We start from the raw sequence: 19,959 nt of genomic DNA on the forward strand, positions 1-19,959 counted from the left end.
CCCTGGAGCGCGCAGCACGACGGCGTCGCGGGCCTGCACGCCGAGTGCGTGCCGTGGCTGCGCGAGCGCGACATCGCGGTGCTCGGCTGCGACGGCATCTCCGATGCGCTGCCCGGCCTCGGCATCCCGAGCTGGCCCATCCCGGTGCATCAATGCACGCTCGTCGCGATGGGCGTGCATCTGCTCGACAACCTGCGCCTCGACACGCTGATGGCGGCGTGCGCGCGCGAGCAGCGCTGGGAGTTTCAACTGACCGTCGCGCCGCTGCGCGTCGAGCGCGGGACGGGGAGCCCGGTGAATCCGGTGGCGGTGCTTTGAAGCGGCTCGAGGATGTCCCGGGGCCAACACTCTGGGCCGCCGACGGTGCCTACTGGGCGTATCGATGGCTCTCCGATCCTGCCGATGCGCACATCACGATGCGCGCTCGTTTCGGGCCGCGCTTCAGACTCCCATCGAACAAGCCCGGCTGGAACCTCGTGCTCGCCGACGCCGAATCGGTACGCGAGCTGTTGGCCCTCGACCCCCGATGCTTCGCTGAGCCAGCAATTGGGCGCGAAGCCCTGAGCGCAGTGCTCGGGAGCGAGTCGGTCTTCCTCCTCGCCGGAGACCGACATCGGCGCGCGCGGCAGTTGTTGGGACCGGCGATCATCGGGGAGCGGCTTGGCGGCCTGCTAGAGATGATGTGGAGAACCGTGCAACGGTGGACCCTCGCAGGGTCGACCACCGGAGTCGTCGACCTCCTGCCAGCAATGCGCGACATCACGCTCGAGGTGATGTTGCACGCGCTGCTCGATCCCATCTCGGATGAGGAGCTTGCTCGCAGTCGGAGTGTGTTGCGGGCGCCGCTCGACGACGCACCGGCGCGCCTCCTGTTCTTGCCAGCGCTCCAGCGCAGCTGGCTACCGGCATGGCGCCGCTTCGAGGCTCTTCGCAGTGCGCGCGACGCGTTCCTCTTGGAGCGCGTGCGCACAGCTGAGCCCGCGACGGATGGGGGGCTTCTGTCGCGGCTCGTCCAGCGCAATCCGCGCGAGCCCGCGGAACAGTTGCGCGACCACCTCGTGACGATGCTCGTCGCCGGCCACGACACGACCGCGATGGTCGCCGCGTGCGCGCTGGACGCGCTCGCGCGAGATCCGAAGATCGCGAGCGAGCTGCGTGAGGAACTCGGCGACGAAGGCACTCCGAAGAGGCTCGCTGCGAAGACGCCTCTGCTGGACGCGGTATGCAAAGAGGCGCTGCGTGTGTTCCCCGTTGCGACCGAGGCCGTGCGCACCGTGGGCTCCGAGAAGGTCGCAGTGGGCGAGGTTGAGCTGGAGCCGGGTACGAACGTTTTCATCGCGATACCGGCAGTACACAAAGACGCCGACCTCTATCCGTCTCCACAACAGTTCGACCCGGCGCGGTTCCTGCGCCGGCCGTATGAGTCGCATGAGTTTCTGCCGTTCGGCGCGGGCCACCGTTTGTGTTTGGGATGGGCACTCGCAACGCTCGAGCTTCGCTGCGTGATCGCGACCGTCGTGACCGCCTGCGACCTCGCGCCCGTGACCTCGCGCCGACCGAAGCTCCGCCGGTACAACCTCGGAATGGGCCCGGACACGCAAGTCCCGGTGAGGCTGACGCGGCGGTAGGCCCGAGGTCGCTCGCAGGCGCGAGGCCAGCTCGGGCTCGACACCCCGATGGCGCGCGCGTTCCACCACCGAGGCAGCGCGGCGCAGAACTAGCGCGCTACCTGTGCCCGACCTGACGAGGGAGCGGACCGTGGACGTGATCGAAGCGATGGAGACCACGCGGGCGATTCGATACTTGAAGCCCGACCCGGTGCCGCGCGCGCTGATCGAGCGCGTGATCTACGCGGCGACGCGCGCGTCGAGCCCGGGCAACTCGCAGGGCTGGGACTTCGTCGTCGTCAGCGACCGCGCGACGAAAGAGCGCATCGGGCCGGTGCTGCGCGAGCGGATGCTGCCGATGGTGCAGGCGATGCCCGCGCCGCCCGGCATGGTCGGTCGCATGCTCGGCGGCGCGCAGCACCTGCTGCGCAGCTTCGAGGACGTGCCGGTGTGGGTGTTCGTGTGCGGGCGCAAGGTGTATCCGCCCGGCGCCGGCACGGAGCAGATGATGCTCGCCGCGCTCTATCCCGCGGCGCAGAACCTGATCGTGGCGGCGCGCGCGCTCGGCCTCGGCAGCACGTTCACCACGTTCCAGCTCGCAGCCGAAGCCGAGATGCGCGCCGCGATGAATCTGCCGAGCGACGTCTCGATCGGCGTGTGCATCGCGCTCGGCTACCCGGACCGCCCGTTCGGCCCGGTCGCGCGCAAGCCCGTGAGCGAGGTCGTGCACTGGGAGAAGTGGTGACGCGCCCGACGCGCGCCGGACTCGAACCTCGCGTGTCGGAAGCCGGGGATGCGGCTCCGCCGAGTTGGCCGTGAGCGCGCCTCTCGCCGGCATCCGCGTCGTGGACCTAACGCGCTACCTCGCGGGGCCGTTCTGCACGCAGTTGCTTGCCGACTACGGGGCCGACGTGGTGCGCGTCGAGTCGCCGCGCGGACGCGAGTTCCGCACGCCCGGCGCCACGCGCGACGCGTACTTCTTTCTCTCCGCGAACCGCGGTAAGCGCGCGCTCGCGCTCGACATCGCGAAGCCCGAGGCACGCGAGGTGTTGGGGCGCCTGATCGCGCGCGCCGACGTGCTCGTCGAGAACTTCCGCCCCGGCGTGCTCGCGGCGCTCGGCTTCCCGCCGAACGAGCTGATCGCGCGCCACCCGCGCCTCGTCGTGTGCAGCATCTCGGGCTTCGGCGCGACGGGTCCGTATGCGCGCCGGCCAGGCTTCGACCAGATCGCGCAGGGCATGAGCGGACTCATGTCGATCACCGGCACGCGCGAGAGCGGGCCGACGCGCAGCGGCGTCGCGATCTCGGACCTGCTCGCGGGCACGTTCGCGGCGCACGGCATCCAGCTTGCGTTGCTTGCACGAGAGCGCACGGGCCGCGGGCAGCTCGTCGAGACTTCGCTGCTCGAAGCCACGCTGGGCGTTCTCACCTGGGCGGCGGGCCAGTTCTTCGAGAGCGGCGTGAGCCCCGGTCCCGCGGGCCAGCACCACCCGCTCTCGTCGCCCTACGGGAGATTCCGCGCGCGAGACGGTTTCATGAACATCGCCGCGGGCAACGACGCGATGTGGGAGAAGCTCGCGCGCGCGCTGGGTCGCGAGGCATGGCTGCGCGATGAGCGCTTCGCCGCCTCGCCCGCGCGCGTGCGCAATCGCGATGCGCTGACGGGCGAGATCGAGGCTGCGCTCGCGAGCCGCGACGTCGCGCACTGGGTGGAGCTGCTCAACGCGGCCGGCGTGCCTGCGGGCCCCGTGCTCGGGCTCGCCGAGGTGTTCGCGGATCCGCAGGTCGCGGCGCGCGAGATGCACGTCGCGCTCCCGCATCCCGAGCTCGGCACGTTCCACACGACGGGCTTGCCGGTGAAGCTCTCCGAGACACCCGGCGCGATTGCGCGCCGCCCGCCGCTGCACGGCGAGCACACGCGCGAGCTGCTGCGCGAGGCGGGCTACGACGACGCGCAGATCGAGGCGCTCGCAGCGCGCGGCGCCGTGAAGCTCGCCAGCGCGCCGCGATAAGCTCGCGCGCTCTCGGGAGCACGCGAAATGGCTGGACCGCTGGCAGGCATCAAGATCGTCGACTGCTCACAGATCGTGTCCGGTCCGTTCGCGGTGATGATCCTCGCGGATCAGGGCGCGGAAGTGATCAAGGTCGAGCCGCCCGGCTACGGCGACCTGATGCGCGTCGGGCCCTACTACCGCGGCGGCCTCGCGGCGTTCTTCACCAACGTGAACCGCAACAAGCGCTGCATCGTGCTCGACCTCACGAAACTCGAGGGCCGCGAGATCCTGCTGAAGCTCGTCGCGGACGCCGACGTGTTCGTGCAGAACTGGCGGCCCGGCGCGGCCGAGCGATTAGGTCTCGGTTGGGAGGATCTCCGCAAGATCAACCCGCGCCTCATCTACTGCTCGGTGAGCGGCTATGGCCCGACGGGCCCGTACAGCGACCGCCGCGTGTACGACCCGATCATCCAAGGCATTACGGGCCACGTCGCGATCCAGAAGAACCCCGACGTTCCGATCCCGGACCTCGTGCGCAACATCGTCGCCGACAAGTCCACCTCGTGGACCGCGGCGCAGGCGATCACCGCGGCGCTGTTCGCGCGCCTGCGCGGAACGGCGGGCGGCCAGCACATCCAGGTGCCGATGATCGACGCGTCGCTCTTCTTCTTCTGGCCCGACGGGATGATGAAGCACACGCTCGTCGGCGAGGCCGAGCGCCAGCTGCCCGTGCTCTACGACATCTATCGCATCTATCAAACCGCAGACGGGTACCTGATCTACTTCACCGCGAGCGAGTCCGAGTTCCACGGGCTGTTCCGTGCGCTCGGCAAACCCGAGTGGTGCACGGACCCGCGCTTCGCCACGCCGCAGGAGCGCTCGAAGGCCGAGAACCGCGAGCTGCTCGGCGGCATGATCCTCGAGGAGATCGCGAAGTGGCCGACGCGCGAGCTGATCGCGCGCATGGCGGCGGAGCAGGTGCCGGTCGGGCCGGTGAACTCGATCGAGGAAATGCTCGTCGACCCGCAGATCGTGCACAACGACTCGTGGTTCGAGGCCGAGCACCCGAGCGCGGGCAAGCTGCGCATGCCGCGGCCCGTCGCGCGCTTCAGCGAGACGCCGCAGGAGGTGCGCCGCCTGCCTCCGCTGCACGGCGAGCACACGGCCGAGGTGCTGCGCGAGCTCGGCATCGACGACGGCGCGCAGGCGAAGCTGCGCGCCGAGGGCGTGATTCCGTAACAACTCCTGCGACCGAGGTGATCCGTGGCCAAGCTGCATTCTCCGATCTGTGAGCTGTTCGGCATCGACGTGCCGATCGTGCTGGCCGGCATGGGCGGCGCCTCCGCCCCCGAGCTCGCGGCCGCCGTCTCGAACGCGGGCGGCCTCGGCATCCTCGGCGCTGCGGCCTGCAGCGAGAGCGAGCTGCGCGAGTGGATCGCGCGCACGCGCAAGCTCACGAGCAAGCCGTTCGGCGTGGACACGCTGCTGCCCGCGTCCGTGCGCCGCGGCACGTTCAACAAGCCCGCGGCTAAGGGGAAGTCGCCGCAGGAGCTGCTGCCCGAGTACCTCGAGTTCGCGCGCGAGTTCATGGAGCGGGAAGGGCTGAAGCCCGTAGAGCGACCGGCGATGCGCGGTGGCTTTTCGAACGATCTGTTCGAGGCGCAGATGCGCGTCGTGATCGAGGAGAAGGTGCCGGTGTACGCCGCGGGCCTCGGCGACCCCGGCCCCTTCATCGAGGCGTTGCATCGCAACGGGACGAAGGTGATGGCGGTCGTCGGCGCGGTGCGGCACGCGCGCAAGGTCGCCGCGAGCGGCGTCGACGTGATCGTCGCGCAGGGTCACGACGCGGGCGGCCATAACAGCCCCGTCGGCACGATGGCGCTGATCCCGCAGGTGGTGGACGCCGTGGGCGACATCCCCGTGTTGGGAGCGGGCGGCATCGTGGACGGCCGCGGCGTCGCGGCGGCGATGATGCTCGGCGCGCAGGGCGTGTGGGTCGGCAGCGCGTTCCTCGCCACGCACGAGGCGAACATCGAGGAGTTCCAGAAGAAGGCGATCGTCGAGTCGAGCGAAGAAGGCACCACGATCACGCGCTCCGTGACCGGCAAGCCCGCGCGGTACATCAAGTCGAAGTGGACGCAGGCCTGGGTCGACGCCGGCATCGAGCCGCTGCCGATGCCTTATCAGGGCGCGGTTAGCGGACCGGTACAAGCGGCGGCGTTCCAGCAAGGCCGCGGCGACATCGCGCCGGGCTTCGCAGGCCAGGGCATCGGCATGATCAGCTCCATCCGCCCCGCGCGCGAAGTGCTGCGCGATCTCGTGGAGGGCGCAGAGCAGGCGCTCGAGGACGCGGCGAGATTCGTGCGGGCGTGAGCGACGCGCTCCCGAAGCTCGGCGTCTCCCTCGGCGCGCTCAATCCGAGTGCGCATCTCGACGTGACGCTCGAGGCCGAGCGCCTCGGCTTCGAGTCGGTGTGGATGCCGGAGCATCTCGTGTTCCCCGCCACGATGTCCGGCTCGCCGTACCCCGGCGCGGAGCACCCGCCGGTGCCGGCGCACACGCCGGTGTACGACGCCTTCGCGTGGCTCAGCTTTCTCGCGGCGAAGACGTCGCGCATTCGGCTCGGCACGAACGTCTATTTGTTAGGGATTCGGCACCCGTTCGTGGCGGCGCGCTCGATCGCGACGCTCGACATCGTGTCGAACGGTCGCGCGGACATCGGAATTGGCGCGGGCTGGCTGCGCAGCGAGTGGGACGCGGCGGGGCTCGATCCGCGCACGCGGGGACGGCGGCTCGATGAGGCGCTGGCGGTGTGCAAGCGCCTGTGGAGCGAGCGCGAGATCGAGCATCACGGCGAGTTCTACTCGTTCGCGCCGGTGCTGTTCGAGCCGAAGCCGGCGCAGAAGCCGTGGCCGCGCATCCACGTCGGCGGCGAGAGCGAGGCAGCGCTGACGCACGCGGCGCGCGATGCGGACGGCTGGATCGGCATGGCGCACACACTCGCGTCGGTGCGCGCGCCGCTCGCGACGATCGCCGCCGTGCGCGATCGCTACGAGCGCTGGCACGAGCCGTTCGAGATCACGGTGATGGGCGAAGTCACTTCGCGCGACGACCTCGCGCGCTGGGGCGAGGCGGGCGTGACGCGCGTGATCGTGGCGCCGTGGAAGCGCACGCGGGATGCGGCGGACGGCTTGCGCCGGCTCGCGGAGGCGGTCTTCTAGCTGGGCGTTCGCGCGCGGTGCGCGGCCGGTGCCGCGACCGCAGGAGCTCCGAGGTCGAGCGGCAGACACGCGACGCCGAGATCGCGCTCGAGTCGCGCGGCAAGCTGCGCGCGCTCCGCTTCGCCCCGCGCTACGAGCTGCGCGGAGCCGTCGCCGCCGCTGCCGACGCCTTTGCCGCCATGCGCGAGCGCGCGCACCGCGTCGTGGGCGAGCACCGCGTGGAGCTTCGGGGCCGCGAGCTCGGCGCTGGCGGGCGCGATCTGCGCGTCGAAGAGCGCCATGGCCTCGCGCATGAGTGCGCCGAGCTGGGCGGCATCGCCCGCTTCGATCGCACCACGCGCGTTCGCGACGAGCGCGAGGTTCTTCGCGCCGAGGGCGTCGCGCACGTTCGCGGCGACGCGGCCGGGCGCTGCGGGGAAGCACGCGTTCAGGTCCGCGAGGATCCGGCGCGTGTCCTTGCCGGCGCGCAGGTCCACGACGAGCAGCGGGATCGGCGTGCGCGTGGCGATCGGCTCGATCTCCATGTCGTCCCCGTCGAACGCGAGCAGGCTCGCGCGGCGTCCGAACGCGCAGATCTGGTCCATGCGCCCGCACTCCGAGCGCGCGCGGCGCTCACCCTGATAAGCGAGCTCCATCTCATCGCGCTCCGTGAGGCCGAGCTCGTACGCGCGCGAGTAGGCGCGCGCGACGAGCACGCAGATCGCGGCGGACGAGGAGAGCCCGCGGCCGACGGGCAGGCTGCTGCGAATGCGCAGCGCGAGGCCGCGCACGGCGTAGCGCTCGGCGACCACCGCCGCGGTGCCGGCCGCGTAGCTGAAAAAGCCGCGCTCGCGCGCAGCGCCCTCGAGCGCAGTCGGCGCCGCGTCGACGCGAAAGGGCGCGGGGCACGAGCCGTCCGCCAGCTCGGTCTCGATCACGAGCGCGTCGCTGCGCTCCGCAGCCGCCGCGAGGCCGTGATTCGTGCCGGTCACGAGACACGCGCCGCGCGGAATATCGGGATGCGTGCGGCGATGGGTCGCGGCCCAATCGGAGTGCTCCCCGAGCAGGCAGAGCCGCCACGGCACGAAGATCTCGGCGCCGTTCGCCACGCGTCGTCAGGCGCTCACGAGCCGGCGGCCGCGCTCTCGCCAGCCTGCTGCGGCGTGAGCTCGCGCAGCGCCTCGGCCAGCTCCTTCAGCCACTTCTCGTCGAAGCCCACGCGCTTCCAGCGCACCACGCCGCTCGCATCCACGAGCAAGTTCGTCGGGATCTCGCGCACGCCGAAGCTGCGCGCGACGCCGCTCCTGTCGTGGCTCACGGCGAACGTGAGCTTGTGCGCGTTCTTGCGCAGGTACTTCTTAAGGTCGCGCGCGCTCGCGTCCGTGCTGATGCCGAGCACCACCGCGCGTTCGCCCCAGCGCTTCTGCAGCGCCTCCGCGACGGGCAGCTCGTGCGCGCAGTCGCTGCACCACGTCGCCCAGAACATGATCAGCACGGGCTTGCCTGAGAAGCTTCCCGCCGTGACGGGCTGACCCGCGCGGTCGACGCCGAGCACGAGGTCGGGCGCGAGCTTCTCGCCGACTTCGCGCGCGGACGCGGGCGCCGCGCAGAGCAGGGCGAGTGCGATCGCAGCGAGCGTGCGGCGCATTTTTCCTCCGCGGCTCGCGCATCCTCGCACACGCGCGACTACCGTCGCGCGATGCCGATCCGCGGAATCGATCACGTGGCGATCACGGTGAGCGACGTCGAGTCCACCGTGTCCTGGTACTCGCGCGTGCTCGGCGCGAACCCGATGTACCTCGCCGAGTGGCGCGCGGGAAAAATCCCCGTCGTGATCCTTCAGATCGGCGCGAACCGCCTCAGCGTGCACGCAGCCGCTGCGCCGGCGAAGCCGCACGCGGAGAAGCCGACGCCCGGCGCGGTCGACATCTGCTTCCGCTGGGACGGCCCGCTCAGCGACGCGATCGCGCACGTGAGCGCGTTCGGCATCGAGATCGAAGAAGGCCCCGCGCCGCGCCCCGCAGCCGATGGCATGCGCGGCGAATCGATCTACTTCCGCGACCGCGACGGCAACTTGCTGGAGTTGCTGTCGACGGAGTGAGGTGCAACGGGGACGTACGTGCATCTCAACGCGCTCAGGCGAGATGCACCTACGTCCCCGTTGCACGTCCCGTGGGTCAGTGCCCGGCCGGCATCTTGTCGCGCGGCAGCCCGAGCAGGCGCTCGCCGATGATGTTGCGCTGGATGTTGCTGGCGCCGCCGGCGATCGCGGTGCTGAGCGACATCATGTACTGCGAGACCCAGCGGCCATCGGTGAAGTCGCGGTAGCCCATGTCGGCCTCGCCATGGCGAGGCTCCTCGAGGCCGCGCTCGCCGAGCAGGTCCATCGCGAGCTTCGCGAGCATCTGCCCGATGTTCGTCGCGTAGAGCTTCGCGGTGAGCATCTCGCCGATCACGCTCGCGTCGCGGCCCTTCGCGATCGCCGTGATCATGCGCGCGCCGGCGTACTCCTGCGCCGCGAGGTAGCCCTCGATCTCGGCGAGGCGCTGGCGCACGAGCGGATCCTTAGTCGCGGGCTGGCCGTTCCGCGTCGTGCGGCGCGCGAGGCCGAGCAGGCCCTCGAACAACTGCTTCGCACCGCCGCTGTCGCCGATCAGCATGCGCTCGTGCTTCAGCGTCGCGCGCGAGACGCTCCAGCCTTCGCCGCGCTTGCCCACGATGTTCTTCGCGGGCGTGCGCACGTCGTCGAAGAAGACCTCACAGAAGTCCTCGCCGCCTTGCATCATCTTGAGCGGTCGCACGTCGATGCCGGGCGTTCGCATGTCCAATAACAAGTACGAGATGCCGCCGTGCTTGGGCGCGTCGGGCTCGGTGCGGAACAGCCCGAACATCATGTCCGCCACCGTGGCGTTGCTCGTCCAGATCTTCTGGCCGTTGATCACCCACTCATCGCCCTCGAGGCGCGCGCTCGACTTCAGCGACGCGAGGTCGCTGCCCGAGCCGGGCTCGCTGTAGCCCTGACACCAGTTGAGCTCGCCGGTGAGCGTCTTCGCGATGTAGGTCTGGCGCTGCTCCTCGCTGCCGACCTCGAGCAGCGTCGGCACGAGCATGTGCGTGCCTTGCACCGAGGCGCGATACGGCACGCCGGCCGCCGCGAACGCTTGGCGAATCACCGTCTCCGCGAGGATGTCGGGCCGCTGCCCGCCGCCGCCGTACTGCTTCGGCACCGTGCGACTCAGAAAGCCCGCAGCGATCGCTTCCTTGCGCCAAGCGATCGCCTGCTCGCGCTCGGTGCCGCCGCTCTTCGGCCAGCTCTGCTTGCAGAACGCCTCGACCCGCTTGCGGAGCTCTTCGTACTCGGGCCCGAACGTGAGGTCCATCTCGTTGACTCCGTTCGCCTTCGGCTCACTGCGCGCGGCCTGCGCGGCCGTGCCGCGCTCGGTCGCTTGCCGGGCGAATTGCTGATCTCGTTACCACCCACTCATCTGTGCGATGCGCTCGCGGTGCTCTTCCGGCGTGCCGAGCCACTGGCGGTCGAACAGGATGCGCTTGAACCAGAGCTGCACGTCGCACTCCCAGGTGAAGCCGATGCCGCCGTGCGCTTCGACCGCATCGCGCGCAGCCTGCATCGCGCGGTCGGTCACGTGCGCCTTCGCGAGCGCGGCGGCGCGCGCGGCGCGCGCCGGCTCGTGGTCGTACGCGTGCGCCGCGTACCACCAGAGCCCGCGCACCGGGTCGACCTCGACCGCCATGTTCGCGAGCTGGTGCTTCAACGCCTGGAACTGCGCGATCGACTGCCCGAACTGCTGGCGCGTCTTGCAGTAGTCGACCGTCATTCGCACGAGCCGATGCGCTGCGCCGAACGCGTCGGCCGCGAGCAGCACGAGCGCGGCGTCGCGCAGGCGCGCGAAGTCGCCGCGGGGCAGGGCCTCGCCCGCGTTGGCCGCGAAGCTCGCGCGGAAGATCGGGCGGCCGCGATCGTTCGCGTTCAGAGCTGTTAGGGCGCCGGCGGCGCTCTTCTCGACCAGCGCGAGCGTGCCGTCCGGTCGCGCCGCCACGATCACGTCGGCCGCGTCTGCATTCGGAATCGCGCCGCCGAGCGCGACGCTCGCCAGCGCCTCGCCGCTCGCGAGCTTCGGCAGCCAGCGCGCCTGCTGCGCGTCGCTCCCGCCACTCGCGATCGCGAGGGTCGCGAGCGCGTGACCGAGGAAGGGCACCGGCACCACGCCGCGGCCGAGCTCTTCGGAGACGAGAGCGAGCTCGAGCAGCTCGAGGCCCGCGCCGCCGAACTTTTCGGGCACGACGAGCCCCGCGATGCCGACACCGACGAGCCCTTGCCACAGCTTTGCCGCCGCCTCGCCGTTGCCGTCGAAGATCTCGCGGGCGAGCGCAGCCGGGCACTCCTTCTCGACGAAGCTGCGCACGGTCTCCTGCAGCAGCTCCTGCTCTTCCGTCAGTGCGAAATCCATCGCGCTTCCTTCGCTCGCAGGCGCGCCAAGGTACTGAAACCTGTTTCAAAAATCCGTGCGTGGTCGGAACGTGGAGGCGCTGTGCCAAGCTGCGCGCGATCTGCGCCAAGGAGATCGCATGCACTCGCGCTCGCTCGGGCTGCTCGTGGCCTTTGCCCTCACCGCGGCTGCGCACGCGCAGCAGCAAGACTTCTCGAAGGTCGAGATCAAGACCACGGTGCTCACGCCGAGCCTCGCGATGCTCGAAGGCGCCGGCGGGAACATCGCGGTCTCCACCGGCGAAGACGGGCCCGTGATCGTGGACGATCAGTTCGCGCCGCTCGCGCCAAAGATCACGGCGGCGGTGAAGGCGCTGCAGAGCGCGCCGATTCGCTTCGTGATCAACACGCACCACCACTTCGACCACACCGGCGGCAACGAGGCGTTCGGCGGCGCCGGCGCGCTGATCGTCGCGCACGACAACGTGCGCGTGCGCCTCTCGCGCGAGCAGGTGTCTTCGCTGCGCCCCGACTTCAAGCTGCCGCCCCATCCGAAGAACGCGCTGCCGGTCGTCACGTTCGCGGACGGCGTGACGCTGCACTGGAACGGCGAGACGATTCGCGTGCAGCACACCGCGAACGCGCACACGGACGGCGACGCGCACATCTGGTTCACGAACGCGAACGTGGTGCACATGGGCGACACCTTCGTGAATGGGTTCTTCCCGTTCGTCGATGTCGAGAGCGGCGGCGGGATCGAGGGACTGATCGCTTCGGCGAATCGCGTGCTGGCGGCCGCGACGCCCGAGACGCGCATCATCCCGGGTCACGGTCCTCTCGCGGGTCCCGCCGAGCTGAAGACTTTTCGCGACATGCTCGTGGACGTGCGTGGCCGCGTGGAGGCCGGCATCGCATCGGGCAAATCGATGGAGGAGTTCGTCGCCTCGAAGCCGCTCGCGGATCTCGACGCGGAGTGGGGCGACGGCTTCCTGAAGTCCGACCAGGTCGTCACGCTCGTCTGGATGAGCCTGAGCGCGCAGTAGCCGCCGATGACCACGCGCGTGAAGTGGATCGCGGGCACTCTCGCCGCGCTCGTCGTCCTGGCTGGCCTCGCAGTGATCGCGCTGCCGCATGTCTATGCGAAGCTCGCCGAAGACCCCGCGTTCTTCGCCGATGAGATCGCCGCGTTCGCAGCGCAGGACGCCGCGACGCCGCCGCCCGACGCGCCGATCGTGTTCGTGGGCAGCTCGAGCATCCGGCTGTGGTCGACCCTCGCCGAGGACATGGCGCCACTTCCCGTTCTGAATCGCGGGTTTGGCGGCTCACAGCTGTCTCATCTCATTCACTACGTGGACGAGACGGTGGTGCGCTACCTGCCGCGCGCAGTCGTCGTCTATGCGGGCGGAAACGACCTGCACGTCGCCACCGGGAAGACTGCGGAAGACGTGGCCCGCGACTTCGCAACCCTGGCGGCGACGATTCACGCCTACGCCCCTGGCGCGCGCGTGTACTTCCTCTCGATCAAGCCGACCAAGCGCTACTGGGCTCGCTGGCCCGAGATGAAGCGCGCGAACGAGCTGATCGAGCGGCATTGCAAGAGCGACGCGCGCCTCGCCTACGTGGACGTTGCGACCCCGCTGCTCGAAGACGGCAAGCCGCGCGGCGACGTGTTCCTGTTCGACGGCCAGCATCTGAACGACGCCGGCTACCGCGAGTGGAAGCGCGTGGTGCGCACGCGCCTGTGCGACGACCTCGGCGACTGCTGAGCGCGGCGGCCGCGCCCGAAGCGCAGGAAGAGCAGCGCGCCCGCCCCATAACAAGCGAGCGAGAACAGCGACGGCCCGCGGATCGCGGCCGGCGCGTCTTCGCGCTGCGCGGAGCACGAAGCCGCTCGCGCTGAGCGCGCGGTGATCGCCGCGCGCGATGCTGAAGTCGAGTGCGTCAGCGAAGCGCGGTCTTCGCAGCCGAGCGAAGTTGCAACTTTGAGCGGCTACCGTGCCCGGCTTCCGAGGAGACGCCATGCGCCGCGAGATCTTCAGCGAGGACCACGACCTCTTTCGCGATCAGTTCCGTCGCTTCGTGAAGGCCGAAGTCGAGCCGTTCGCGCCGCAATGGAATCGCGACGGCATCACGCCGCGCGCGATTTGGAAGCGCATGGGCGAGGAGGGCTACCTCGGCGCGAATCAGGCCACCGAGTACGGCGGCGCCGGCGGCGACTTTCTCTACGACGCGATCGTGATGGAGGAGCTCGCTTACTTCCGCTGCCACGCGCTGCAGGCCTCGCTGCACACGGACATCTGCCTGCCGTACCTCGCGTCGTTCGGGACCGAGGCGCAGAAGCGGAAGTGGCTCGTGCCCGCGATCGCGGGCGAGTGCCTCGTCGCGATCGCGATGACCGAGCCCGGCGCGGGCTCCGATCTCGCCGCGGTGCAGACGCTCGCGCTGCGCCAGGGCGACCACTACGTGCTGAACGGCTCGAAGACGTTCATCTCGAATGGGCAGAACTGCGACCTCGTGATCGTGGTGGCGAAGACGGATCCCACGAGGCGCCACGACGGCATCAGCTTGATCCTCGTCGAGACGGACACGCCGGGCTTCCGGCGCGGGCGCAACCTCGAGAAGATCGGCCTCGAAGGGCAGGACACGAGTGAGATGGCGTTCGAGGACTGCCGCGTGCCGGCGGCGAACTTGTTGGGCCAGGAAGGCGGCGGCTTCAAGATGCTGATGCAGAAGCTGCAGCAGGAGCGGCTCTGCATCGCGATCGGCTCGATGGCGAGCGTGCGCCGCTCGCTCGACGACACGATCGCGTACGTGAAGGAGCGCCGCGCGTTCGGCAAGTCGATCGCGTCGTTCCAGAACACGCAGTTCAAGCTGGCCGAGCTGGAGACGGAGTACGAGATCGGCCAAGCCTTCACCGACCGCTTGCTCGCCGCGCACGTGCGCGGCGACGACATCGTGAAGGAGGTGTCGATGGCGAAGTTCTGGTGCTCCGACCTGCAGAAGAAGGCCGCGGCCGAGTGCCTGCAGCTGTTCGGCGGCTACGGCTTCATGCGCGAGACGCCGATCTCGCAGGACTACTGCGACGCCGCGGTGCAGTCGATTTACGCCGGCAGCAACGAGATCATGAAAGTGATCATCGCGCGCCGGATGGGGCTCGAGTAAGCGCGCGAGCGCGACCTGGCGAGGCGAAGCCGAGCGACGAACGAACAGTGGCGTCCCCGTGAAGTTCCGCTTCCGCGACCTCGCGATCGATCCCGAGCTGCGCGAGCTCACGCGCGCCGGGAAGCCGGTGCGCGTCCAGCCGAAGGTGTTCGAGTTTCTGCTGTACCTCGTGCGCAATCGCGAGCGGGTGGTGCCGCGCGAGGAGCTGCTCTCGGCGGTGTGGCGGGACGTCGCGGTGACCGGCGCCTCGATCGTCCGCGCGCTGAAGGAAGCGCGCCGCGCGATCGGCGAGGACGGCGCGAGCTCGGCGTCGATCGCGACGCGGCGGGGCGAGGGCCTGCGCTTCGTCGCGGCGGTCGAGGTCGAAGGCGGCGAGCGGAGTGATTACGTCGGGCGCGAGGCGCTGCTCGCGGATCTGCGCGGCGCGTTCGACGCAGCGCGCGCGGGACGCGGACGCATCGCACTGCTCGAAGGCGAAGCGGGCATCGGGAAGACGCGCACGCTCGCGGAGCTCGCGCGCTGGGCGCGCGAATACGGCGTCTCGATCGCAAGCGGCGCCGCGAGCAGCGAGGCGGAGGCGCCGGCGTTCTGGCCGTGGCTCCAGGTGCTCGGCGCGCTCGGCGTCGCGCCGCGGAGCCGCCCGGTGCCGAGGCGCGAGAGCGCCGGGGCGGCGCGCTACGAGCTGTTCCTCGAGGTGCGCGTCGCGCTCGAAACGGCGCTCGCGCGCGGGCCGCTGGTGTTGTTACTGGACGACCTCCACGCCGCGGACGCCGGCACGCTCGAGCTGCTCGATGCGCTCGCGCCGGAGCTCGAGGGCCGCGCGCTGCTCGTAGCGGGCGCCTATCGCGCCGAGGGAGTCGCGCTCGCGCCGCCCCTCGCGCGCGCGCTCGCGCGCGTGCGCCGCCACGGAGCGGTGTCCGTGCTCGCAGTGCCGCGGCTCTCCGCCGACGAGATCGCGCGCCTCGTGAACGCGCGCACAGAGCGTGCGCCGGATTCGGCCGCCGCGGAGAAGCTCGCGTCCCTCACGCGCGGCAACCCGCTCTACGTGGTGGAGATGCTGCGCGCCTCGGGGTCCGCGCTCGCGGGCGGCGCGAGCGCTGCGCAGCTCGCCGCATCTCTGCAGCGCGCGATCGAGCTGCGCCTCGCGGAGCTGTCTCCGGCGACCCTCGCGTGGCTGCGGCTCGCCGCGCTGCTCGGCGAAGAGCTGGACGCAGGCGTCGCGCTGCTCGCGGGCGATGCCCCGCGCGAGCGCCTCGATGAGGCGCTCTCGGCGCGCGTGCTCGAGCGGGTGGCGCCGGGCTCGGAGCGAGTGCGCTTCGTGCACGCGCTCTTCCGCGAGGTGCTCGAAGCGCAGCTCGCCGAGCGCGAGCGGGAGGCGCTCCACGCGCGCATCGCAGCCGCGCTGCGCGGGCGCGACGAGGCGGAGCTCGCGCACCACCTGTTGGGCGCCGGCAGCGCCGGCGATCCGCCGCGCGGGATCGCGCTGGCGCTGCGCCTTGCGGGCGAAGCCACGGCGCTCGGGGCGACCGATCGCGCCGCGAATCTGCTCGGGCGCGCGGCGGCACTGCTGCTCGCGGGCGCACGCGTTCCGGAGCACGAGGCGGTGCAGGTGTGGAGCGGGCTCGCGGACGCGCGCCATCGCCTCGGCGACGCGCTCGCTGCGCGTGCCGCTGGCGAGCGCGCGCTCGCACTGGCGCGCGCGCGTGGCAGCGCCGCGTTGCTGGGCGCTGCGACGCTCGCGTACGCGGGCGACGTCACGACGCAGCGGCTGCCGCAGCCCGAGATCGTCGCGTTGTTACGGGAGGCGATCGCGAGTGTCGGTGAGGTCGACCTCGCGCTGCGCGCGAAGTTGCTCGCGCGGCTTCACGCCGAGCAGCGCTTCGCGCCGCACGCCGACCCGGGCGGGGAGACCCTGCGCGCGGCACTCGCGGCGGCGCGCGCCACGGGCGATCCGCTGACCGAGTTCGCGATCGTCGACGCGCCGTTCTCCGGGCTTTGGGAGAGCGTGCCGCCGGCGGAGCGGCTCCCGCTCGCGGAGCGCGCGATCGAGCGTGCGCACGCCGAGAAGTCGCTCGAGTGGGAGATGCGCGCGCGCACGAATCTCCTGAACGAGCTGCTCGCGCGCGGCGACCTCGCGCGATTGCGCGAGGAGTTCGCGAGGGCTGCGGCGCAGGCGCAGGAGCACGGCGCTGCGTGGATCGGGTATCTGCACGAGCTGTGCGCGAGCAGCGTGGCGGTCGTGCACGCCGATTTCGAGCGCGCCGAGCAAGCTGCGCAGCGCGCGCTCGCGGCGGGAAGACGCGTCGGCATCGAAGCCGCCGCGCTGTTAGCGGGCTCGCAGATGATCACGCTGCGGATCGAGCAGGGCCGCGGCCAGGAGGTTGCGGGGTTGTTACGGCTCGGCGGCGAGGGCCCACCCGGACCGGGCACGGCCTGCCTCTCGGCGTGGCTGTGGGCCGAGGCGGCCGACGCGGCGGCCATGCGCGATGCCCTCGCGCGGGTGGCGCGCGACTTCGGCGGACGGCTCGCGCGCTACGGGACGCCCGTCGCGAACGCGGCGTGCATCGCGCGCGCGTGCTGGCTCGTGGGCGACCGCGCGCTCGCCGAGGAAGCACGCACGATTCTCGCGCCGCAGCGCGGGCGGCTCGCGATTCGCGGCGTCGTCACGCTGCACGGGCAAGTCACCCACGCGCTCGCGCTCACCGAGGCGGCGCTCGGCGCGAAACGCGAGGCGCGCGCGCTGCTGCGCGAGGCCCGCGTACAAGCCGCGCAGATCAGCGCGCCGCGCTGGCTCAAGCGCATCGAGGTGGATGCGAAGGGGCTCGCTTAGCGGCGGACCCATGAGTCACGTTCGAGCTTCTGCGCGACGCGGAACCGCTCGCCTCGAAACGGCGCGCACCGCCCAGATGCCGACCGCATCGAGGCGCGTCCCCTAATGCCTCGGCGCCGCCGGCGGCGCGAGCGTCACCACGCTGTAGCCGATCGCGGGCTCGCTTCCGGCATTGCGATACGAGTGCCGCTGGTCGCCGAGAAACACCACGACGTCGCCGGCTGCGAGCGAGAAGGTCTCGCCCTCGGTCGTGAGCTCGATGCAGCCTCGTTCGCAGGCGAGGTACTCGCGCGTGCCGGGCGTGTGCGGGATGCCGTTCATCACGGCGCCGCGCGGCAGCTCGATCCGCTCGATCTCCATGCCCGCGATCTTCTCGGGCAGCAGGTCGCGCACGAGCGCGGAGCCGCGTTTGCGCATGCGCAGCGCGTCGGCCCGGTAGATGCGGCCCGTGGCGCGCGGCGCTGCGAGCAGCTCCTCGATCGACACGTGCAGCGCCGCGCCGGCGCGCACGAGCACGTTCACGGTGGGGTTCGCGCTGCCGGACTCGAGCGTGGTCCAGGTCGGCCGCGGGAGCCCCGCGAGCTTCGCGGCCTGCGCCTGCGTGAGGCCGCGCGCATCGCGCAGCTGGCGAAGGTTCGCGGCGAGGCGCGAGGCGAGGTCGCTGTCGGTCATGTCGCCACGTTAACGGCGCGCTGCAATACCAGCGCCGGAGATGACCGGATAGCCGGCTGCGGCATCTTGTCCTCGTGTTGCTCGGGCTCCTCCTTGCCGTCTCGCTCCGCGCCGCCCACGAGCTGGTCGGCGCTGGCGTCTTGCCCGTGCTCACGCGCGATCTCGGGGGCGACGCGCTGGCGGGGGGCTTCTTCGCCGCGTTCAGCGCGGCGTCAGCGCTCGGCATCGTCTGCGGCGGCTGGCTCGCGGATCGCGTCGGGCCCGCGCGCACGTTCGGCGGCGGGCTCGCGGGCTTCGCGCTCGGCATGCTCGCGACGGCGAGCGCGCCCACCATGCAGCTCGTGATTGCCGCGCGCGCGCTCGAAGGCTTCGCCGCGGGCATGGTGTCGTGCGTGGTGAGCGCGGTGGTGATTCGCGCCTACGACGACGCCGCGCGCCCGCGCGTGCTCGCGCTGCTTGCGGCGGCGTGGGTGGTGCCGGGCCTCGTCGCGCCGAGCGGCGCGGTCGGCGCCGCGGCGCTGTTCGGCTGGCGCGCAGTGTTCTACGGGCTCGTGCCGCTCGTTGCGCTGTCCGCCGCGCTCGCGCTCCCGCGGCTCCTGCGGGTCGATCGCGCGGAGCGCGCAGCTCCCGCCGGCTCGCGGCCAGTGCTCGCAGACGGCGCGCTGCGGGCGGCGCTCGCGACGCGCGGCCTCGTGGTGTTCGCGTTCTTCGGTGTCGAGGCGTTCCTTCCGCTTGCGCTCGAGCGCGTGCGCGGCGCCTCGCAGCTCGAGTACGGCGCGCTGCTCACGCTCTCGGCCTTGTTCTGGACGGTCGGCGCGTTTGCCGAGGCGCGCTGGCATGCGCGCATCGGGCCCACTGCGAGCGCGCGAATCGGCACGCTCGGCCTCGTGGCCGGCATTTCGCTCGCAGCGCTCGCGCTCACCGGTGCGCTGCCGATCGCGGGCGCGCTCGCGGCCTGGTCGCTCGCGGGGCTCGGCATGGGCGTCGCGTATCAGGCGGCGACGGCTGCGGCGATGCGCACGAGCCGCGACGGCAACGAGGGCGCGACCAGCGCTGCGCTCGGCGTCACGGATGCGCTGACGATCGCCCTCGCGACTGCGGTGTGCGGCGCATTCCTCGGAGCGGCCCCGCTCAGCCGCGGCGAGACGCCCGTGATGCTGCTGGCCGGCTTCGCGCTGGCGGCGCTGCTCGGGCTCGGGAGCCTCGTCAGCGCGACGCGCTTGCGCGCGCCCGCCGCTCCCTAACAATCCACCGGCAGCTCGAGGTGCCGCTCGTACACGAGATCGCGGTGCTCGAGCAGAATCGGATCCAGCGCGGCGAGGAGCACCGGGTCGCTCGCGGTGTAGCTCGCGCGCAGTCCGGGGTTCATCGGGCACTTCTCTTCGGGCAGCGGCTTCAGCATCGCGGCGAAGGTGGCCCAGTAGAGGTCTACGACCGTCAGCGTGTCTCCGAGCAGGTAGTCGCTGCCGCGGGCGCGCTGGGCGCGCAGGCGCTGCGCGAAGGCGCGCATGATCTCGGCGCAGCGTTCGGCCGCGCGCGCGGGCGGGAAGTCGGGCGAGGCGTAGCGCGGCAGCAGCGCCTCGAGCATCGCGCGCGAGGCGGGCGGCGTCTGCGGCGTGATCTCGAGCAGCATCAGGCGCCGGCACCAGCCGAAGCCGAGCTCGCCCGCGACCTCGTTCGCGAGGCCCATGCACAGCGCGCGCTCGTCGACGCTGCGCGGCAGCAGCGGCGGGTTCGGCGCGAGGCGCTCGGCGAGGTGCAGGATCGCGAAGCGGTCCACGCGCGGGCGCTCGTCCTCGTACATGGCGGTCGGCGCGTTCGCGGCGCCGGTCCAGCGGATCAGCGCGTCGTCGTTCTCGCCCGCGATCTGGGCGACCCTCGCGTATGGAATCTTCTTCACGTGCAGGATCGCCTTCGCCGCCTCGCCCCAAGGGCCTGGCACGCCGCGCGTCAGCACGAGGCGCAGCCCGCGCAGCCGCATCGCCTCTTCCACGCTCGAGTAGTTCGCCACGATTTCTCCTCCGCAAGGGATCGCACGCTAGCCGCG

General features: G+C 71.3%; 19 protein-coding genes. 13 read left to right on the forward strand and 6 right to left on the reverse strand.

All coding sequences use genetic code 11. The features are described from left to right. The 7 genes from FJ091_19580 to FJ091_19610 form a co-directional block, all read left to right on the forward strand. On the forward strand, window positions 1–318 hold a 318-nt coding region (locus tag FJ091_19580; GenBank protein ID MBM4385557.1), incomplete at its 5' end, for a cyclase family protein. Further along, a complete protein-coding gene (locus FJ091_19585; GenBank protein MBM4385558.1) occupies window positions 315–1,628 on the forward strand; it encodes a cytochrome P450 in 1,314 nt (437 codons plus the stop codon). The genes FJ091_19580 and FJ091_19585, both read left to right, overlap by 4 nt. A gap of 130 nt (window positions 1,629–1,758) precedes the next feature. Then, window positions 1,759–2,352, forward strand: coding sequence for a nitroreductase family protein (locus FJ091_19590; GenBank protein ID MBM4385559.1), 594 nt, complete (start codon window positions 1,759–1,761; stop codon window positions 2,350–2,352). 64 nt (window positions 2,353–2,416) lie between these two features. Beyond that, on the forward strand, window positions 2,417–3,619 hold the full coding sequence (locus FJ091_19595) for a CoA transferase (GenBank protein MBM4385560.1): 1,203 nt from the start codon (window positions 2,417–2,419) through the stop codon (window positions 3,617–3,619). Window positions 3,620–3,646: 27 nt separating this feature from the next. Further along, complete coding sequence (locus tag FJ091_19600; protein ID MBM4385561.1) at window positions 3,647–4,840, forward strand: CoA transferase; 1,194 nt, start codon at window positions 3,647–3,649, stop codon at window positions 4,838–4,840. A 54-nt stretch (window positions 4,841–4,894) separates the two neighbouring features. Next, on the forward strand, window positions 4,895–5,974 hold the full coding sequence (locus FJ091_19605; protein ID MBM4385562.1) for a nitronate monooxygenase: 1,080 nt from the start codon (window positions 4,895–4,897) through the stop codon (window positions 5,972–5,974). Then, window positions 5,971–6,822 (forward strand): TIGR03619 family F420-dependent LLM class oxidoreductase, encoded by an 852-nt coding sequence (locus FJ091_19610; protein ID MBM4385563.1) that lies wholly within the window; start codon window positions 5,971–5,973, stop codon window positions 6,820–6,822. Before FJ091_19605 ends, FJ091_19610 begins: the two co-directional genes overlap by 4 nt. Here the strand turns inward: FJ091_19610 and FJ091_19615 are convergent. Next, window positions 6,819–7,910, reverse strand: coding sequence for a GHMP kinase (locus FJ091_19615; GenBank protein MBM4385564.1), 1,092 nt, complete (start codon window positions 7,908–7,910; stop codon window positions 6,819–6,821). The genes FJ091_19610 and FJ091_19615 overlap by 4 nt on opposite strands. Before the next feature lie 14 nt (window positions 7,911–7,924). After that, the gene (locus FJ091_19620; protein MBM4385565.1) at window positions 7,925–8,449 is read right to left on the reverse strand and encodes a TlpA family protein disulfide reductase; all 525 of its coding nucleotides are present in this window, start codon (window positions 8,447–8,449) and stop codon (window positions 7,925–7,927) included. A 51-nt stretch (window positions 8,450–8,500) separates the two neighbouring features. Here FJ091_19620 and FJ091_19625 point away from each other — a divergent pair, with 51 nt between their 5' ends. After that, window positions 8,501–8,902: a VOC family protein gene (locus FJ091_19625; protein MBM4385566.1), complete on the forward strand. Its 402-nt coding sequence runs from the start codon at window positions 8,501–8,503 to the stop codon at window positions 8,900–8,902. A 76-nt stretch (window positions 8,903–8,978) separates the two neighbouring features. Here FJ091_19625 and FJ091_19630 read toward each other — a convergent pair whose 3' ends face one another. Further along, window positions 8,979–10,181, reverse strand: coding sequence for an acyl-CoA dehydrogenase family protein (locus tag FJ091_19630; GenBank protein ID MBM4385567.1), 1,203 nt, complete (start codon window positions 10,179–10,181; stop codon window positions 8,979–8,981). Between the two features lie 90 nt (window positions 10,182–10,271). After that, window positions 10,272–11,270, reverse strand: coding sequence for an acyl-CoA/acyl-ACP dehydrogenase (locus tag FJ091_19635; protein MBM4385568.1), 999 nt, complete (start codon window positions 11,268–11,270; stop codon window positions 10,272–10,274). Window positions 11,271–11,388: 118 nt separating this feature from the next. Here FJ091_19635 and FJ091_19640 point away from each other — a divergent pair, with 118 nt between their 5' ends. The 4 genes from FJ091_19640 to FJ091_19655 all read left to right on the forward strand — a co-directional run bounded on the left by FJ091_19640 (window position 11,389) and on the right by FJ091_19655 (window position 17,240). Continuing rightward, complete coding sequence (locus FJ091_19640; protein ID MBM4385569.1) at window positions 11,389–12,291, forward strand: MBL fold metallo-hydrolase; 903 nt, start codon at window positions 11,389–11,391, stop codon at window positions 12,289–12,291. A gap of 6 nt (window positions 12,292–12,297) precedes the next feature. Beyond that, entirely contained in the window at window positions 12,298–13,014 is a 717-nt protein-coding gene (locus FJ091_19645) for a hypothetical protein (protein MBM4385570.1), read from the forward strand. 253 nt (window positions 13,015–13,267) lie between these two features. After that, complete coding sequence (locus tag FJ091_19650; protein MBM4385571.1) at window positions 13,268–14,410, forward strand: acyl-CoA dehydrogenase family protein; 1,143 nt, start codon at window positions 13,268–13,270, stop codon at window positions 14,408–14,410. Between the two features lie 58 nt (window positions 14,411–14,468). After that, window positions 14,469–17,240 (forward strand): AAA family ATPase, encoded by a 2,772-nt coding sequence (locus FJ091_19655; GenBank protein ID MBM4385572.1) that lies wholly within the window; start codon window positions 14,469–14,471, stop codon window positions 17,238–17,240. Between the two features lie 102 nt (window positions 17,241–17,342). Here FJ091_19655 and FJ091_19660 read toward each other — a convergent pair whose 3' ends face one another. Then, on the reverse strand, window positions 17,343–17,912 hold the full coding sequence (locus tag FJ091_19660) for a helix-turn-helix transcriptional regulator (protein ID MBM4385573.1): 570 nt from the start codon (window positions 17,910–17,912) through the stop codon (window positions 17,343–17,345). 74 nt (window positions 17,913–17,986) lie between these two features. Between FJ091_19660 and FJ091_19665 the strand changes: the two genes are divergently transcribed. After that, window positions 17,987–19,156: an MFS transporter gene (locus FJ091_19665; protein MBM4385574.1), complete on the forward strand. Its 1,170-nt coding sequence runs from the start codon at window positions 17,987–17,989 to the stop codon at window positions 19,154–19,156. Here FJ091_19665 and FJ091_19670 read toward each other — a convergent pair. Next, complete coding sequence (locus FJ091_19670) at window positions 19,153–19,923, reverse strand: hypothetical protein (protein MBM4385575.1); 771 nt, start codon at window positions 19,921–19,923, stop codon at window positions 19,153–19,155. The genes FJ091_19665 and FJ091_19670 overlap by 4 nt on opposite strands. Between the last annotated feature and the right edge of the window lie 36 nt (window positions 19,924–19,959).

The organism is Deltaproteobacteria bacterium (assembly GCA_016875395.1).
Classification (GTDB): Bacteria; Myxococcota_A; UBA9160; order UBA9160; family UBA6930; genus VGRF01.

What these genes read in the sequence shown, in the direction of transcription:
- FJ091_19600 (MBM4385561.1), top strand. Translation starts at nt 3,647, where the DNA reads ATGGCTGGACCGCTGGCAGGCATCAAGATCGTCGACTGCTCACAGATC.
- FJ091_19620 (MBM4385565.1), bottom strand. Translation starts at nt 8,449, where the DNA reads ATGCGCCGCACGCTCGCTGCGATCGCACTCGCCCTGCTCTGCGCGGCG.
- FJ091_19625 (MBM4385566.1), top strand. Translation starts at nt 8,501, where the DNA reads ATGCCGATCCGCGGAATCGATCACGTGGCGATCACGGTGAGCGACGTC.
- FJ091_19630 (MBM4385567.1), bottom strand. Translation starts at nt 10,181, where the DNA reads ATGGACCTCACGTTCGGGCCCGAGTACGAAGAGCTCCGCAAGCGGGTC.
- FJ091_19635 (MBM4385568.1), bottom strand. Translation starts at nt 11,270, where the DNA reads ATGGATTTCGCACTGACGGAAGAGCAGGAGCTGCTGCAGGAGACCGTG.
- FJ091_19640 (MBM4385569.1), top strand. Translation starts at nt 11,389, where the DNA reads ATGCACTCGCGCTCGCTCGGGCTGCTCGTGGCCTTTGCCCTCACCGCG.
- FJ091_19645 (MBM4385570.1), top strand. Translation starts at nt 12,298, where the DNA reads ATGACCACGCGCGTGAAGTGGATCGCGGGCACTCTCGCCGCGCTCGTC.
- FJ091_19650 (MBM4385571.1), top strand. Translation starts at nt 13,268, where the DNA reads ATGCGCCGCGAGATCTTCAGCGAGGACCACGACCTCTTTCGCGATCAG.
- FJ091_19660 (MBM4385573.1), bottom strand. Translation starts at nt 17,912, where the DNA reads ATGACCGACAGCGACCTCGCCTCGCGCCTCGCCGCGAACCTTCGCCAG.